This is a genomic window from Acinetobacter sp. ANC 4178 (assembly GCF_004331175.1).
Lineage (GTDB): Bacteria > Pseudomonadota > Gammaproteobacteria > Pseudomonadales > Moraxellaceae > Acinetobacter.
The window spans coordinates 209,894-225,909 of record NZ_SJOD01000004.1; the positions used below are offsets into that span (position 1 = coordinate 209,894).

Consider the following 16,016-nt stretch of genomic DNA (forward strand, 5'->3'; position numbering starts at 1 on the left):
AATTAATTATTAGGACTATAAATACATGTATTACAAAAACAGCCAACAACATTTCATGAGTCATGATGGTACATCTTTATTCTATCAACACTGGGCTTCGCCTCATAACCCCGAGAAAAAAGCCATTGTGATGTTTCATCGTGGGCATGAACATTCAGGGCGTATGGCGCATTTGGTTGAAGAATTAGATCTTCCTGATTTTGATTTTTTTGCATGGGATGCGCGCGGTCACGGTGAGTCGCCAGGTGAACGTGGCGATGCTCCTAGCTTCTCTGCCTGTGTCAAAGACATTCAATACTTTATTCAACATATTGAACAGACCTATGCAATACCATCTGAGAATATTGCGATTGTTGCTCAAAGTGTTGGCGCTGTATTGGCAGCCACATGGGTACATGACTATGCCCCTAAAATTCGTGCCTTATGTTTGGCATCCCCTGCCTTTGATATTAAGTTGTACGTCCCATTTGCCAAACAAGGTTTAACGTTACTGAATAAATTACGCGGGAATTTTTTCATTAACAGCTATGTCAAAGCCAAAATGCTGACTCACGATGTAGATCGTGCGCAACAATATGACCATGACCCGAAAATTGCTAAGGCCATTTCTGTACGTATGCTGCTAGGGCTGTATGATGCTGCCGAACGGTTGGTTAAAGATGCCCAAAATATCTATGTACCCACTCAAGTGCTGTGTTCAGGTGCTGACTTTGTGGTGCAGCAAAAACCACAACGGGACTTTTATGAACGTTTGGCGCATCCCAATAAAGAGTTTCATGTTTTAGAAGGCTTTTTTCACGACACTTTAGGTGAACAAAACCGCGAGATTGCCGTTAAAAAAGTCCGCCGTTTTATTCAACAATGTTTTGCTCATCCTTATGATACGCCAGATATTTTGAATGCCGATAAAATTGGCGCCAGCTGCTCGACTGCGGAGCAATTCAGCCAGCCGCTTCCGCAAAAATCACTAAAACAACTGTTTTGGAATTTGACTCAACGTCAACTCAAATTTGGTAGTCAGTTTTCTAAAGGCCTTAAAATTGGCGAACAAACGGGTTACGACTCTGGCAGTACCCTAGACTTTGTTTATCGCAATCAATCAGAAAGCCAAAATTTACTGGGTAAAGTCATTGATCAACAGTATTTAAATGCAATTGGCTGGCGAGGTATTCGGGTTCGTAAACAAAATATTGAATCTCTACTGGAAAAATATGCAGCATTGTTGGTTAAAAAGCGTAAGCCTGTTCGCATCTTAGATATTGCCGCTGGACATGGGCGTTATATTTTAGATGCGGTTGCACAGTTACCCAAACAGCCCGAATCTGTTTTGCTACGTGATTATAGCGAAATCAATGTCGAAGCTGGGCAAGCACTCATTCAAGAAAGAGGCTTAAGCCAAATCGCAAATTTTGTTCAAGCCGATGCCTTTGATACCGAATCGCTCGCAAACATTAAACCCAAAGCGACATTAGCTGTCGTTTCAGGGTTGTATGAACTATTTAGTGATAATGACCTCTTACGCCAATCCCTAACTGGACTCTATAAAGCCATGCTCAAAGATGGCTATCTGATTTATACGGGACAAATTTGGCATCCACAGCAAGAATTTATTGCTCGCGCCCTAACCTCACATCGTCAAGGCGACGCATGGGTCATGCGTTTACGCTCACAAGCGGAGATGGATGCCTTAGTCGAACAAGCTGGATTTAAGAAAATTGATCAATGTATTGATGAGTTCGGCATTTTTACGGTTTCTGTCGCGCAAAAGATCGAGTCGTAACCTTCTATGCAGGCACTCACTCGTCAGGCAGGTACTTGGAAATGGGGAATACTCTGCCTGTTATTTCTTGCCCCTTTTTTCTTTTTAAGTTATGGCTTTGCCAATCACTATGCTGCGGGGCTTAGTCACGTTCCAAGCATTGTGTTCTCTTGGGAAAAATATATTCCTTTGTGGCCATGGAGTATTGTGCCCTATTGGTCAATCGACTTGTTTTATGGACTTTCACTGCTGCTGTGCTGGAATAAATTTGAACTCAAACAGCATGTGTTTCGACTTTTCAGCGCGCAACTGATTTCGATTAGCTGTTTTTTATTATTTCCACTGAAATTCAGTTTTGAGCGCCCCGAATTACAAGGCTTCTTTGGTGTTTGGTTTGATATTCTCATGGGTTTTGATAAACCATTTAATCAAGCTCCGTCCTTACATATTGTCCTGTTAATGATCTTATGGGATTTCTATCGTCGTCATGTGCCTTCCTTGTACCGCTGGATTGTCGATCTTTGGAGTTTTCTCATTGCTGTATCGGTACTAACCACATGGCAGCATCATTTTATTGATATCCCGACTGGCATTTGGGTTGGTGCATTTTGTTTATGGTTGTTTCCGTTACATGTAGTCTCTCCATTACAAGCACAGAAATTACAACAACGAACTTTTAAGCATTTTAAATTAGCCAGTTATTATCTGATTGCAGCATGCCTTCTGGCATTTTTAGCTCTGTTTTTGAAAGGATGGATGCTTTGGTTGGCTTATCCCGCAAACAGTTTATTCTTAGTTGCTTGTGCCTATGGTTTAAATCGTCCACATTTTTTTCAGAAACAATCTGATGGCACGATGAGCATTGCAGCGTGGATTTTATTTTCGCCTTATTTTCTTTTCGCAAAACTCAATAGCCGTATCTGGACCAGAACACATCCCAACGATTCTTTAATTCTGACCAAAGAGAACACTGAGATTTTTCTGGGTCGAATTCCATCAACTCAAAATATGCAACAGTATAATGGTTTATTTGATTGCTGCGCCGAGCTTCCTATCAAACAGCAACTTACATATCAACAATTTTTGAGTCTTGATCTTATTCCGCTACAGGCTGAACAGCTAAATCTTGCCGTACAAGCCTTGAATCAATTACTGTCTTCACAGTACGGCAATACGAAAATTCTGATTTTTTGTGCCTTAGGATATTCACGCAGTAGCAGTATACTTGCTGCATGGTTGCTCCAAACTGGGCATGCCCATCATGTTGATGATGCCATTCAAATCATTCGTCAAGCTCGACCTTGGATTGTACTCAACACTCAGCAACTTGCAGCGATAGATACTTATCAAAAACAATATTTACAGCAGGTCAAGACATGAAATTACTGATTGTCGCCAAGCTACTACAAAATACAGATGGTATCCGCAATGCCGGTTACATCGCATTTAGTCTTTCCGTGCTTTGCTATTTTTTCTATGCTTGGCAATCAATTGGAGTCTACCTCTCACTCATCGTTATTTTTATTTTATGTCTACTTCAACATTATCTGAGTATTCGGGTTAAGTTTGATGCAGAGCTGCTAAGTTTGATAGGGACTAACTCGGGAAATAGCGAAGAAATACCATCCATAGCACAGAAAACGCAAAGACTTGACCAGAGTTTACTCGAGTTAGGACTCATTCCTGCTAAAAAGCAACAGCGGAGTTGGGAGGTTCGTATTCAGGGCTGTATGCGCTTATTTAAGCTTCATGTCGTTATGGTTTTATGCCAATATATCGTTTTAATATCGCTCATGATATTTTTATTACAACAAAAATAAAATTCGGTGACTTTATGCAAAGTACAAATTCTTCCTCAGCTGAAACCGACCATAAAGCCCATTTTCTTTCTCAGTCACTGGCACGTTTTATTGCTTTTTTAACCCGTCGTAGCGCACGGCTATTAACAGGTGCGCGTAGTCGATGGATCGGTTGCAAACCTGCCACCAAGCAACGAATTTACTATGCCAATCACAATAGCCATATCGATTTTATTTTACTGTGGTCATCATTACCAACGCCTGTCCGCCGTAAAACACGCCCTGTAGCAGCGTCAGATTATTGGCTGAAAGATGGCTTTCGACGCTTTCTCATTCATGACACCTTTACAGGTGTGACAATTCAAAGGAATCATGATGGGCAGTCAGACCCTCTTGAACCGATAAAAAATGTCCTTCAGCAAGGCGATTCTATTATTTTCTTCCCCGAAGGAACGCGTAACCTGAATGATGATGTAGAACTGTTACCCTTTAAAAGTGGGCTTTATCATTTAAGCCAACAATTTCCAGAAGTTGAAGTTATTCCTGTTTGGATTTCCAATCTTAAACGTGTCATGCCCAAAGGGGCTTTAGTCCCATTACCCTTATTATCGACTGTAATTTTTGGTGCTCCATTAACATTTACATCCCATACAGATAAAAATGACTTCTTATTGCAAGCACAAAAAGCATTATTAGAATTAAAAGAGGTTGAGTTCCAATGACAGCAACCAACTTACAGCAAACCTATTTGCTCTTTGCAATTTTTACTGGAATTCTCATCTTCGCTTCAACCGTCGGTTGGATCTTAAAGAAGCGTACTGCTCAGCAAATTTCACCTGTTATTGATAATTTAAACGCACGTATCAATGCTTGGTGGGTCATGTTAGTCGTTCTTGCGACTGCGATATTAATGGGAAAAGTGACTTTTATTCTGCTTTTTGCCCTCATCTCACTTTTTGCACTGAGAGAGTTTATCAGTCTACTGCCCACACGCCGTGGTGATTATTTTCCATTATTAATCGCTTTTTATTTTGTTATTCCTTATCAATATTATTTGGTCTATATCGATTGGTACGGTCTATATTCCATTTTTATTCCCTTGTATGTTTTTCTTTTAATTCCAATCGCTAGTTTGAAACAGGAAGACACCAAACACTTTTTAGAGCGAAGTGCCAAAATCCAATGGGGACTCATGGTTTGTGTCTTTTGTATTTCGCACGTTCCAGCCCTCATCAATTTAAAATTGCCGGGCTTTCAAGGCGAAAAAATCTGGCTGGCCATCTGGCTGATTATTGTGGTACAAGCCTCTGATGTACTGCAATATGTCTGCGGAAAACTATTTGGAAAACACAAAGTTGCACCGATACTTTCACCCTCCAAAACCATTGAAGGTCTGTTAGGTGGTATTTTCTTGGCAACAGGGCTAGGCATTCTTATGAAATGGCTAACACCATTTAGTTATTGGCAAGCAGCACTCATTGGATTGATTGTGTGCATCTTTGGCTTCTTTGGTGGTTTGGTTATGTCTGCAATTAAAAGAGACCGAGGTGTCAAAGACTGGGGGCAACTGATTCATGGTCATGGCGGCATGTTAGACCGCATAGATTCCATTTGCTTCTCAGCACCAATTTTTTTTCATATTTTGCGGTATTGGTGGAGTTAAAAAGAAGCCTTTCTTTTTTATACCACACAACATAAACCCTAGTTATAAAACTAGGGTTTATCTTAAATAAGATGATATTTTCAAGGTCGTTAATGCATCATTTGCCCAAAGGCATAAACTACAACCATCAACATCAGAACCGACGATGACGTTACTAATAATTCTAAAGCTTTCATACCCCACCCCCATTTCTTAAGAGGTAGTTCTATTTAGACACGTTTAAGCTACATTTACAACCTAAAAGTGTGACAAATTTTGACATTTATAGACATAAATGAAACATTATCAGCCAAACATCAAATTTTTCTTATCCTGCTGACAATCTATTGTCCGTTGTAATTAATAACAGAACTGATGCTGCGACTTTTTCTGTCAGCTCATTTAATCTTTGTACTGGCGTTCCTGTAATCAAATAACGGTAAGCATGTAATTTCCCAGCAAATAGAATGGTTATAAAAAAAGTTCCTTCTGGCTTTTCTGCTGTTGCGCTGCCGCCAGGTTTTAACAAACCTGTACAGGCCACAATCACATCAGCCGCGCTAAATAGTTTTTGCCCTGCATTTGCCAAAGCCTGCGTAACTTCTGCCGACTCAGCGGTATACTGCTCAATCAATTTTGGGTCAATATGTAACACTTGTAGCTTAATGCTTGGATCGTAACAGACCAAACTGCCCAATAAAATTTCCGCACCACTATGCTTATAAATAGAAAATTGGCTGCACAAAAAACCTGAGCTAGCACTTTCTATGAATGCTATTTTGAGCTGTTGGCGCTCTAATTCATTACAACATTGCTTGAGCATAATTTCCCCATGACACTTCATGACGCCATTTAAAGTGTTATTTGTCCACTTCCTAGTCAAACCCTAAGCATAAAGGTTTATTCTGTGCTTAAAAACTGATACAACTAAAAATAAAGCATAGAAACAAAGGCAGAGATTACAATGAAAACAACCGTCAAATATGTGGTTTTAAAAAGTAAAGATTACCAGCTTGGCACACCACTGTTTGAAGAGGAATTGGATGTAGATGGCCAATATTTTGATCAAATCCCTTTAGTGATTCACTTTCAAAATCGGGATTTCAAAGTGAAAAGTAAGGAACTTCATCGTAAACAAATTCAAGATGACTTTGAAGAAAGCCAAACCATTTTAGTCAAAGTCATTGCGCAATAAGTTTAATCAACAAAGTCGCAAAACCAGTTAAATAACATGGAGTAAAGTTTCTCCATGTTATGATTAATCCGATTTAAACGTGAATGCACGACAATAATAGATAAATATAGTGTTATTAATTAATCTCATAACATCGGAAATACATATAAATACTATGGTTTAAATAAATTTGCGCAAACTTTTGTTATAATTTCAAGTGATTTTTAAAGATACTTTTCAAAAACATGCATGATATAGCAGATTTAGAACCTCTCGCACGTGATGTTCCACATACCAAACGTGGGCATGAACGTTGTCTTGCACTTTTATTAAGCGCAAATGAGTTGTTTTTACAACATGGCTATGATGCAGTTTCATTGGATGACATCGTCAATCATGCTGGTGGCTCTAAAGCCTCTATCTACAAGTATTTTGGGAATAAAGAAGGTCTATTTACTGCTATCTGCGACTATCGTCGTGAGCAGTTTTTTAAAGATATTTGTATGCCCTTCAATATTGAGAAAGATGACTTACGTCATTATCTCATTCAGACTTTGCTGAATTTGCAAATTCACCTCGTTTTACCTGAAAATGCTTCGTTCTTTCGTCTCATTATGGAACAAACGCAACGTAGCACCCAACTTGCTCAACATATCCATGAGCAAGGCCCAAAGCATATTCAAAATGCGATTGCATGTATATTAACAAAAGCGAATGAACTCGGACTCATTAGATGCGAAGAACCTCAATATTCTGCCCAACTCTTTTTTGGCATCGTCCGTAATTTAGAATGGCAAGTGCTCATGAATATCTACGTACAAGAAAATGAGCAAGAAAACTTAAAATATATTCATTATTGCGTCGACCGCTTCTTAGACGGTCATCAAAAAGCCTAGTTTTTTTGCATTTCCTGACATTTTTAGTATATAACTGTTAGTCTTTTCTTTTAACCAACCAACAACTAATTGCTGTACATGAAATAGCAATTATTGTGGAGTAACCATGGCTCTACGTCACTTTCTTACTTTACGCGATTTATCGACTTTAGAACTCAACCAAATTTTGCATCGTGCCATCGAATTGAAACGAAAACAGCACGACAACGAAGTTTTTCAACCTTTCGTTGGTAAAGTTATGGGCATGATTTTTGAAAAATCGAGCACCCGTACACGCGTTTCGTTTGAAGCTGGAATGGGCCAATTTGGTGGTAGCGCAATTTTCTTATCTCCACGAGATACCCAACTTGGTCGTGGCGAACCTATTGAAGATTCAGCACGCGTTATTTCAAGCATGTTAGATATTGTGATGATCCGAACTTTTGGACACGATATTGTTGAACGGTTTGCTTCTTATTCAAAAGTCCCTGTAATTAATGCTTTGACAGATGACCATCATCCATGTCAATTACTTGCTGACATGCAGACTTTCCTTGAACATCGTGGCTCAATCGAAGGTAAAACAGTCGCTTGGATTGGTGATGGTAACAATATGTGTAACTCTTATATTGAAGCTGCGCATATGTGGGGCTTCAAATTAAAAATTGCAGCACCTAAAGGTTATGAACCACAAGAAAAATTCTTATCAGAGTTTGCTCATTGCGTTGAATTAGTTAACTCTGCTGAAGATGCAGCAGTCAATGCTGACTTGATTGTGACCGATGTTTGGGCAAGCATGGGACAAGAAGAAGAACAGAAAACCCGTGAAAAAGCCTTTGCTGATTACCAAGTCAATGAACGATTAATGAACCTTGCTCACCCTGATTGTTTATTCATGCACTGCTTACCTGCCCATCGCGGTGAAGAAATTTCTGAAACTATGCTAGACCATTTGAATGCTGTTGTCTGGGATGAAGCTGAAAATCGCTTACATGCTCAGAAAGCTCTAGTTGAATTTCTGATTAATGAAAATCTTAAAAGAGACTAAAAATTACATATAAAAAAAGCACCTTTAGGTGCTTTTTTTATTTCTGCGACGATATAATCAAAACCATAAACTCTATAAGTGATTTACACACATGCTATTAAAAAAGATTATTCTCGGCGTATTCACCAGCACTTTCACTATGCTTGCTTTGGCACAACCCACAGATTTAGATCAATATTTACTAAAGAAAAAAATTATCGACACAAACTACACCATTAAGAACACCACTGCCCTCAATGAAATTCTTGATTATATTAGTGATGAAGATTCTCGCACCATGCCTTACCAACTTGATCAGAACATCGTGATTGAAAAAATGCGCCTATATGCAAATCATATGGAAATCTCAGGGCTAATTACTTCTCCTGACTTTAAGCAATTTGCACAAGATATTGGCGATGATCAAGTCCATGAAATGATGAAAAAAACATTAGTGCATAGTTGTCCAAAATTTTTCGAACACCAATTTCAAAGAGTGAATCCATATCAAGTTCAAATTAAACTCACGGCAGAACAAAAAAGCTATGCGCTTAATTTGAAGAATTCTGATTGTAATTTTGAATAACAGGCTTTAACGAATGAGTCCTTGGGGTTGCATAATAATGATCGCAGCCCCTATTAATACAATTGCCCCACCCAATACATCCCATCTTGATAGCATGACTTGGTCTACATATCGCAACCACATGAGTGCTGAAAAAATATAGATCCCACCATAAGCCGCATAAATACGTCCAGATGCCGCAGGATGTAAAGTCAACAACCATACAAAAATAGCTAAACTCAATGCTGTCGGTATCCACAACCAATGTGAACGACCTTGATTCAAAATTAAATACGGAAAGTAGCAACCTAAAATTTCAGCAATAGCGGTCAATACAAATAAAAAGAAGGTTGTCAAAATTTTTAAAATTGGATAATCCATAAATTTTTTCGCGATATCCGTCTATTTAAATAAACATGTTAAAAGCACAAGCAAAAAATAACCCGTGTTAACACGGGTTATTGATGTTCAATACGGTTTGATCTTACGCAGGTTCAGCCGTTTGATCTTCAAAAACTTCAAGTTTTAAACCTACTGCTTCGCCATTTTCCATCTTGACAGAAACTGCAACGTTGCCGCCATGTTCTGCCAACTCACCAAACAAAATCATTTCAGCAAGTGGCTTTTTCAAATGTTCTTGAATTAATCTTTGCATTGGTCGAGCACCCATCAAGCGGTCATAGCCATTCTCCGCCATCCATTCACGCGCACTCTGATCGACTTCAAGCATAACTTTCTTATCATCGAGTTGCGCTTGCAGCTCAGTCAAGAACTTATCAACGACACTTTCAATAACAGTCGTAGGAAGTGCTTTAAACTGAATTACACCATCAAGACGGTTACGGAATTCTGGAGAGAATGCGCGTTTCATTGCTTCCTGATTATCTCGACTATTGTCTTGCTCCATAAAACCAATGCTGATACGAGAAATGCTTTCTGCACCAATATTCGTGGTCAAAACCAAGATCACATTGCGGAAATCAGATTTACGACCATTATTATCAGTTAACGAACCATGATCCATAATTTGTAATAACAAATTAAAGACATCTGGATGCGCTTTCTCAATTTCATCAAGTAACAATACACAGTGCGGATTCTTATGAATGGCATCGGTTAACAGGCCACCTTGGTCGAAACCAACATAACCAGGAGGCGCACCAATTAAACGTGAAACTGCATGACGTTCCATATATTCCGACATATCAAAACGAACCAGTTCAACGCCTAACAATTTCGCCAACTGTTTAGTAACTTCTGTTTTACCGACTCCCGTAGGACCCGCAAATACAAAACTACCAACAGGTTTGTCTGGAGATTTTAAACCAGCGCGTGACAATTTAATGGCAGAAGACAATGCGTCAATTGCTTCATCCTGACCAAACACCACACGTTTTAAATCACGTTCAAGATTTTCAAGTACCGTTTTATCATCTTTCGATACTGTTTTTGGTGGAATACGAGCAATTTTCGAAACAATATCTTCAATATTTTCAACGGTAATCAAGCTTTCATCTTGTTCAGCTTTCAAACGACGCTGTGCACCTGCTTCATCAATTACATCAATCGCTTTGTCTGGTAAGAAGCGATCATTGATAAACTTGGCAGAGAGCTCTACTGCCGAAACCAGTGCTTTATCGTCATATTTCACATGATGGAAATCTTCAAATTTAGATTTTAAACCACGTAAAATATCAATCGTTTCAGAAATTGATGGCTCATTGACATCAATTTTTTGGAAACGACGTGAAAGCGCATGATCTTTTTCAAACACTTGGCGGTATTCTTGGAATGTGGTTGAACCAATGCAACGCAACGATCCATTCGCTAAAGCAGGCTTGATTAAATTCGATGCGTCCATTGTGCTACCCATACTTGAGCCAGCACCAATAATCATATGAATTTCATCAATAAATAACACAGCTTCAGGTCTTTTCTTCAACGCATTCAACAATTGTTTTAAACGCTTTTCGAAATCTCCACGGTACTTAGTCCCAGCAACCAAGGCGCCAATATCTAGGCTAAACACTTCAGCATTTGCAAGTGGCTTTGGTGCCTTACCATTGACAATAAGCCAAGCCAAACCTTCTGCAATCGAAGTTTTGCCCACACCTGGATCACCAACGAGTAATGGATTGTTTTTACGACGGCGGCATAAAATTTGTGCCGCACGCTCAATTTCTTTTTCACGACCAATCAGCGGATCGGTTTTGCCTTTTTGTGCCTCATGATTCAGGTTGGTCGTATAAAGCTCTAATGGACCAGCATTGGCTGAAGATGCAGATTCCCCATCCAATTCCTCTGCTTCTTCTTCAACTTGCACTTCGTCTTTACGCGTACCATGCGACAAGTATTGCGTTAAAGTTAAACGATTAATTTGATGGCGTTTTAATAAATAAACTGCAAATGAATCCCGTTCAGAATACATTGCCACTAAAATATCTGCCCCTTCTACAGTCCGATCACCACCACTCGATTGTACGTGGAAAATGGCACGTTGCAGAATACGATCAAAGCTTTCGGTTGGATGCGGTGCCTGATCGCTGTTTTCACCAAGTTTCGGAGTATGTTGTTCTACGTATTCTTCTAATTCTTTCCGTAAGACGATGATATCTGCGCCGCATGCTTTTAATGCATTCACAGCAGAATCATTGTCTAGCAATGCCAATAATAAATGTTCAACTGTTAAGAACTCATGTCTCTTTTGACGAGCCATGCTTACAGCCAAACGTAATGATACTTCCAATTGACGACTGAGCATGTAACCCCCTTAATCTTTTGGCTCAATCTGACAAAGTAGTGGATGACCTTGAGATCGAGCGTAATTATTGACTTGGTTCGCTTTGGTTTCCGCGATGTCTCTTGGATATACGCCTGCAACACCTTTACCTTCGTAATGTACTGTTAACATTACTTGAGTGGCTTGGTCAAGATTCATTGCAAAGTATTGTTGTAAAATTTCAATTACAAAGTCCATTGGGGTGTAATCATCGTTCATTAAAACGACAGCATACAAAGGTGGACGCTTTAATTCGGGTGGTGCAGTTTGTACAGCAACATCCCCATGCTCATCGTGCTGAGGCTCATCCACTAAACGAGGATTAAAATGCCAGTCCACTAAACCTGACTGATAAAAACTACTTTTAATGTCGTTTAGACAAATTTGGCGTTTCGAATTTCGCATAAGATAAATTACAACTATTGGGCATTCGCTTCAGCTTGAGGAATTTCAGAGATACTGGCAGATGGTGATTCTACTGCATTCCCTTTCGCCCAACTAAAGCGTTTAATTACAGGTGTATTCGTTCCAGTTAAACGAACTTCTACAAATTGTGGGGTAAAACCTTTAGGCATTGTCCAACGCCCAGTCAAACGCTCGTATTCATCAAAGTTAAAGTTTTTATCTTCCATTGGAACAACCAAAACTTCAGTACCTTGAATGAGACGTAACTCTACTTCCCCAGAAGTATTACCTTTACTTGGGCTAACTTGCACTAAATCTAATTGATATTCAAAAGCATTTTCAGGTAAAGGCTTAATACTTAAATTCTGTACAGTTAAGCTTAAACCACCGCGTTGGCGTAAAACCTCACGATAAAGTGCACTCAGACTACGCGCCTGAGTTTCACTGTCTTTCGCTTGATTTAATGCTGTAAATAAATCATTTGAATTACTTACCGCGACATCACGCTCTTGTACTGCGGTATTCATGCTTTTATTTAAGCCTTCAAGCGTTTGTTTTTGCTTTTGTACAACTTCAACCAGTTGTTCGGCATCTGCATCATAACCAACCACTGTTAAACCCTGCCGATGCCCCACCGAATAGCCAATAAAACCACTTCCGAGCACCAAAACGGCGGCACCAATCACTAGCGGCAAATTGGTTTCAAGAAAAGGCTTTTTGACAGGTTCATTCGATTGTGACGTAGTGTTCGAGTCAGTGTTCTGCATCGTCATCTCTTATTTTGAATTATTCAAAACACACATTTAAATCTAAATTTAAATGTGTGTGAAGGTATTTAATAAGTTTTATGGTAATAAACCAATGCCTTCTAGACCTGCTGTTTCATCAAAACCGAACATTAAGTTCATATTTTGAACAGCTTGACCAGCAGCACCTTTTACCAAGTTATCTTGTGCAACCAAAACCACCAATTTCTGAGGTTGTGGCTTATACAGAGCAATACGCAATTGATTCGCCCCACGTACAGAACGCGTTTCAGGTGAACTGTTTTCAGGCATTACATCAACAAAACTTTCGTTTGCATAGAATTGTTCATACCATGTTTGTAAATCAACAGCAGCACCTGCTTCCGTCAAATCCACATAAATGGTGCTAAGCATGCCACGAATCATAGGTACCAAATGCGGAACAAACAAAATTTGATCAAAAACACCTATTTGACCTGAAATATTTTCTAAGGCTTCTACAATTTCAGGATGGTGACGATGTCCTGCTACACCATAAGCCTTGAAGTTATCGGCATTTTCAGTGTAAATCATGCCCATGCTGGCTTTACGCCCTGCACCAGAAACACCTGATTTCGCATCAATAATAATGCTCTCAGGTTTAACCAATGTGTCGCTATGCTTAAATAATGGCGCTAAACCCAGTTGCACCGTTGTTGGATAACAACCAGGGTTACCAATCACATTTGCCTGCTTAATTTTGTCACGGTTTAGTTCTGATAAACCATAGACCGAATCTTTAAGTAGCTCAGGGCAAGCATGTTGCATGCCATACCATTTTTCAAATTGCACCAAATTTTGCAAACGAAAGTCAGCGGCTAAATCAATCACTTTAGTATTTGCTGCAACGAGTTCTTCCGCATGTTTCATCGCTACGCCATGCGGTGTCGCAAAAAACACCACATCACACTCTTTTAATTGTTCGATATTTAAATCTGAATATTTGAGGTCTGTATGACCGCGTAAGCTCGGGAACATATCATCGACGCGGCGGCCATTTTCGGTACGTGATGTCAGTACATTGACTTGTACATTTGGATGTCGAAGCAATAGGCGCAATAATTCAACACCTGTATAACCTGTTCCACCAACAATACCTACTGAAATCACGCGCTTTACCCCTATTCAAAAGCAGCCATTTTGTAACTGCGTAGTATGACAGGAAGTTAGGGCTTTCTAAACTGTTTTACTTGGATTTTATATGTTTTAGTATTGTTAAAGCTTTAATTCAATGCAGTAGAAATCATATTTGAACTATCTAAACCGATACAATTCCGTCCAGATCGCTTGGCGGAATACAGTAATTGATCTGCAACACCTATCGCGCGAACAAAATCTTGCTCAATGATCTGCGCCAAACCAAAACTGGCAGTCACTGATATTTTGCTGACTGATAACTGACTCCCTTCTATACTGACGCGAATACGTTCAGCAATTGCGTAAGCCTGATATTGATCTTGTACTTGTAGAAGCAGAATAAATTCTTCGCCGCCAAAACGCCCAACTAAATCTTGATCGGGAACATTTCCTCGAATAATTTCTCCAACCTGTTGCAAAATACAATCACCAATCAAATGCCCATATTGATCATTAATCTGCTTAAAATGATCAATATCACACATGAGCAAAAAATAGGATTGTTCTGGTATACGTGAGAGTATTAACTTTGCCCGTTCATAAAAACCGCGTCGGTTTAACAAATGGGTCAAGGGGTCTTTTAAGCGCTCATCATTCAACTTATGAATAATATCTCGCACCAAGGTTCCCAATAAAATAATCGCAAACCACATACTAAAAAAGATACTTGCGGCAAGCATAATTAACCACCAAACGGAGGTGACTAGCACATCTGCTTCAATATTACTTAAAAAAAGATAAATAATTAAGCTACGCGTAAAGGTATAAATCACAATGAATAAATAAGAAAAATCTACAATCTTATTGAAGATATCCACATCTTGATAATGCCGAAATATCGAGAATAAAACCAACGACTCGACTGTTGCGATAGCAAAATTAAGAATCAACATCCTGATCCATAATTGATTGTCTACATAGGAAAAATAGCTCAATAACAATAGTGCTATCGCAATTAAACCAAAGCACCAAAACGAGTGCGCGTGCGCTTTTTTCCTTAAAGCCATTGCATAGGCACTTGCCCAAGCACCAAACAAATACAGACCACCCAATACTGGAGAATACAGCGCCAACTCAGTGTTAGACATAAAGCTTTGTGCTGCCACTGAAAAAGAAGGCACGATATAACCTAGACCTAGCCAAAATAAGTATTTTGGAGCCTGATAAAAATAATGGCATATTAAAAACAAGCTTCCCATTAAGATCAGGCAAGCTGGAACAATTAATATAAAATAATGGGTATCTGTAAAATTCACGCCCAATACTAAAAGTCTGTACTAAAAGTAATCGCAGTGTAGATGATTTATTTACGCATTCAAACTTAAATCCATCACATCATGAAGTTTAGCTATTTCAAGAAGAGAACCACCAAAAGGGTAATGCTGTGTTCTTTAATGTATGGCGATGCTGTTTAAAGTTTGGATCATGCTCAGCAACTTTTCCCCAAAAATAAGCACTATGATCAAAGTAAACCGTATGTGCCAATTCATGCACACACACATAGCGCGTAATTTCCCGAGGAAACAACACTAAACCACTATTCAACATAATGTCATGCTTCGCACTACAACTGCCCCAACGAGTTTTTGCTTGTCGAATACTACATTGCATATATTGTAACCCCGTCTCGTGACTTACTTGTGTCAGATAATGAGGTAAATGCTGCTTAGCATGGGCAATCACAAACGCTTTGAGATATTGTTCGGGCTGTCGATCACTCACACAAAGCTGATGATTTTGTTCATCCAAAATAAAAGATTGCTTTTGTGTTTTATAAATAACGTGTAAAGGTTGTTTTAGATTAAACAGATTTAATTGTATCGGTAAGCTTTGATCAAGCTGTCCCATTTTATCTTGTTGTTTCTGCCAAGTCTCAATCATCCATTGTTCAGACTGTTGTAAAAAAGCCTGTATTTGTTTTTTTGTACAAAACTTCGGAACTGTTAAGCGAATTTGAGTTGGCTCCACACGTAAACGTAACCGCGTTGCACGAGCATGATGAGTGATTTGGATTTCAGGTACGTCTGCTAAGGTCATTAATATTATTCTTTTATTTAATCATCCTCCCC

The 16,016-nt window shown here is 39.1% G+C and carries 17 protein-coding genes; 9 read left to right on the forward strand and 8 right to left on the reverse strand.

Going from position 1 to position 16,016, the window contains the following annotated elements; all coding sequences use genetic code 11:
- Window positions 1-25 precede the first annotated feature (25 nt).
- From E0H87_RS10250 to E0H87_RS10270, 5 genes are read left to right on the forward strand one after another with little or no spacing between them, the layout of a single operon-like run.
- Entirely contained in the window at window positions 26-1,780 is a 1,755-nt protein-coding gene (locus tag E0H87_RS10250; RefSeq protein ID WP_131323504.1) for a bifunctional alpha/beta hydrolase/class I SAM-dependent methyltransferase, read from the forward strand.
- 6 nt (window positions 1,781-1,786) lie between these two features.
- Window positions 1,787-3,139 (forward strand): phosphatase PAP2/dual specificity phosphatase family protein, encoded by a 1,353-nt coding sequence (locus tag E0H87_RS10255; RefSeq protein ID WP_131323505.1) that lies wholly within the window; start codon window positions 1,787-1,789, stop codon window positions 3,137-3,139.
- Window positions 3,136-3,579 carry a hypothetical protein gene (locus E0H87_RS10260; protein ID WP_131323506.1) on the forward strand — a complete coding sequence of 148 codons (444 nt, stop codon included), beginning with the start codon at window positions 3,136-3,138 and terminating at the stop codon, window positions 3,577-3,579. The genes E0H87_RS10255 and E0H87_RS10260 overlap by 4 nt, the downstream gene beginning before the upstream one ends.
- A 14-nt stretch (window positions 3,580-3,593) precedes the next feature.
- A complete protein-coding gene (locus E0H87_RS10265) occupies window positions 3,594-4,280 on the forward strand; it encodes a lysophospholipid acyltransferase family protein (RefSeq protein ID WP_131323507.1) in 687 nt (228 codons plus the stop codon).
- Entirely contained in the window at window positions 4,277-5,221 is a 945-nt protein-coding gene (locus E0H87_RS10270) for a phosphatidate cytidylyltransferase (protein WP_131323508.1), read from the forward strand. Before E0H87_RS10265 ends, E0H87_RS10270 begins: the two co-directional genes overlap by 4 nt.
- A 307-nt stretch (window positions 5,222-5,528) precedes the next feature.
- Here E0H87_RS10270 and E0H87_RS10275 read toward each other — a convergent pair whose 3' ends face one another.
- A complete protein-coding gene (locus E0H87_RS10275; RefSeq protein WP_131323509.1) occupies window positions 5,529-6,023 on the reverse strand; it encodes a CinA family protein in 495 nt (164 codons plus the stop codon).
- Window positions 6,024-6,164: 141 nt separating this feature from the next.
- Between E0H87_RS10275 and E0H87_RS10280 the strand changes: the two genes are divergently transcribed.
- The 4 genes from E0H87_RS10280 to E0H87_RS10295 all read left to right on the forward strand — a co-directional run bounded on the left by E0H87_RS10280 (window position 6,165) and on the right by E0H87_RS10295 (window position 8,862).
- A complete protein-coding gene (locus E0H87_RS10280) occupies window positions 6,165-6,395 on the forward strand; it encodes a hypothetical protein (RefSeq protein ID WP_131323510.1) in 231 nt (76 codons plus the stop codon).
- 224 nt (window positions 6,396-6,619) lie between these two features.
- The gene (locus E0H87_RS10285; RefSeq protein WP_131323511.1) at window positions 6,620-7,270 is read left to right on the forward strand and encodes a TetR/AcrR family transcriptional regulator; all 651 of its coding nucleotides are present in this window, start codon (window positions 6,620-6,622) and stop codon (window positions 7,268-7,270) included.
- Window positions 7,271-7,376: 106 nt separating this feature from the next.
- On the forward strand, window positions 7,377-8,297 hold the full coding sequence (gene argF / locus E0H87_RS10290) for an ornithine carbamoyltransferase (RefSeq protein WP_131323512.1): 921 nt from the start codon (window positions 7,377-7,379) through the stop codon (window positions 8,295-8,297).
- Between the two features lie 91 nt (window positions 8,298-8,388).
- Complete coding sequence (locus E0H87_RS10295) at window positions 8,389-8,862, forward strand: hypothetical protein (RefSeq protein WP_131323513.1); 474 nt, start codon at window positions 8,389-8,391, stop codon at window positions 8,860-8,862.
- Between the two features lie 6 nt (window positions 8,863-8,868).
- Here E0H87_RS10295 and E0H87_RS10300 read toward each other — a convergent pair whose 3' ends face one another.
- From E0H87_RS10300 to E0H87_RS10330, 7 genes are all read right to left on the reverse strand, one after another.
- Window positions 8,869-9,222 (reverse strand): YnfA family protein, encoded by a 354-nt coding sequence (locus tag E0H87_RS10300; RefSeq protein ID WP_131323514.1) that lies wholly within the window; start codon window positions 9,220-9,222, stop codon window positions 8,869-8,871.
- Window positions 9,223-9,325: 103 nt separating this feature from the next.
- Window positions 9,326-11,602 (reverse strand): ATP-dependent Clp protease ATP-binding subunit ClpA, encoded by a 2,277-nt coding sequence (clpA, locus tag E0H87_RS10305; RefSeq protein ID WP_131323515.1) that lies wholly within the window; start codon window positions 11,600-11,602, stop codon window positions 9,326-9,328.
- Window positions 11,603-11,611: 9 nt separating this feature from the next.
- On the reverse strand, window positions 11,612-12,025 hold the full coding sequence (clpS, locus tag E0H87_RS10310) for an ATP-dependent Clp protease adapter ClpS (RefSeq protein WP_131323516.1): 414 nt from the start codon (window positions 12,023-12,025) through the stop codon (window positions 11,612-11,614).
- Between the two features lie 14 nt (window positions 12,026-12,039).
- Window positions 12,040-12,792, reverse strand: a complete 753-nt coding sequence (locus E0H87_RS10315; protein ID WP_131323517.1) for a DUF6776 family protein — start codon at window positions 12,790-12,792, stop codon at window positions 12,040-12,042.
- A gap of 78 nt (window positions 12,793-12,870) precedes the next feature.
- Entirely contained in the window at window positions 12,871-13,920 is a 1,050-nt protein-coding gene (gene argC, locus E0H87_RS10320; protein WP_131323518.1) for an N-acetyl-gamma-glutamyl-phosphate reductase, read from the reverse strand.
- A gap of 113 nt (window positions 13,921-14,033) precedes the next feature.
- Window positions 14,034-15,146 (reverse strand): GGDEF domain-containing protein, encoded by a 1,113-nt coding sequence (locus E0H87_RS10325; protein WP_131323653.1) that lies wholly within the window; start codon window positions 15,144-15,146, stop codon window positions 14,034-14,036.
- Window positions 15,147-15,300: 154 nt separating this feature from the next.
- The gene (locus tag E0H87_RS10330) at window positions 15,301-15,984 is read right to left on the reverse strand and encodes a SprT family zinc-dependent metalloprotease (RefSeq protein WP_131323519.1); all 684 of its coding nucleotides are present in this window, start codon (window positions 15,982-15,984) and stop codon (window positions 15,301-15,303) included.
- Between the last annotated feature and the right edge of the window lie 32 nt (window positions 15,985-16,016).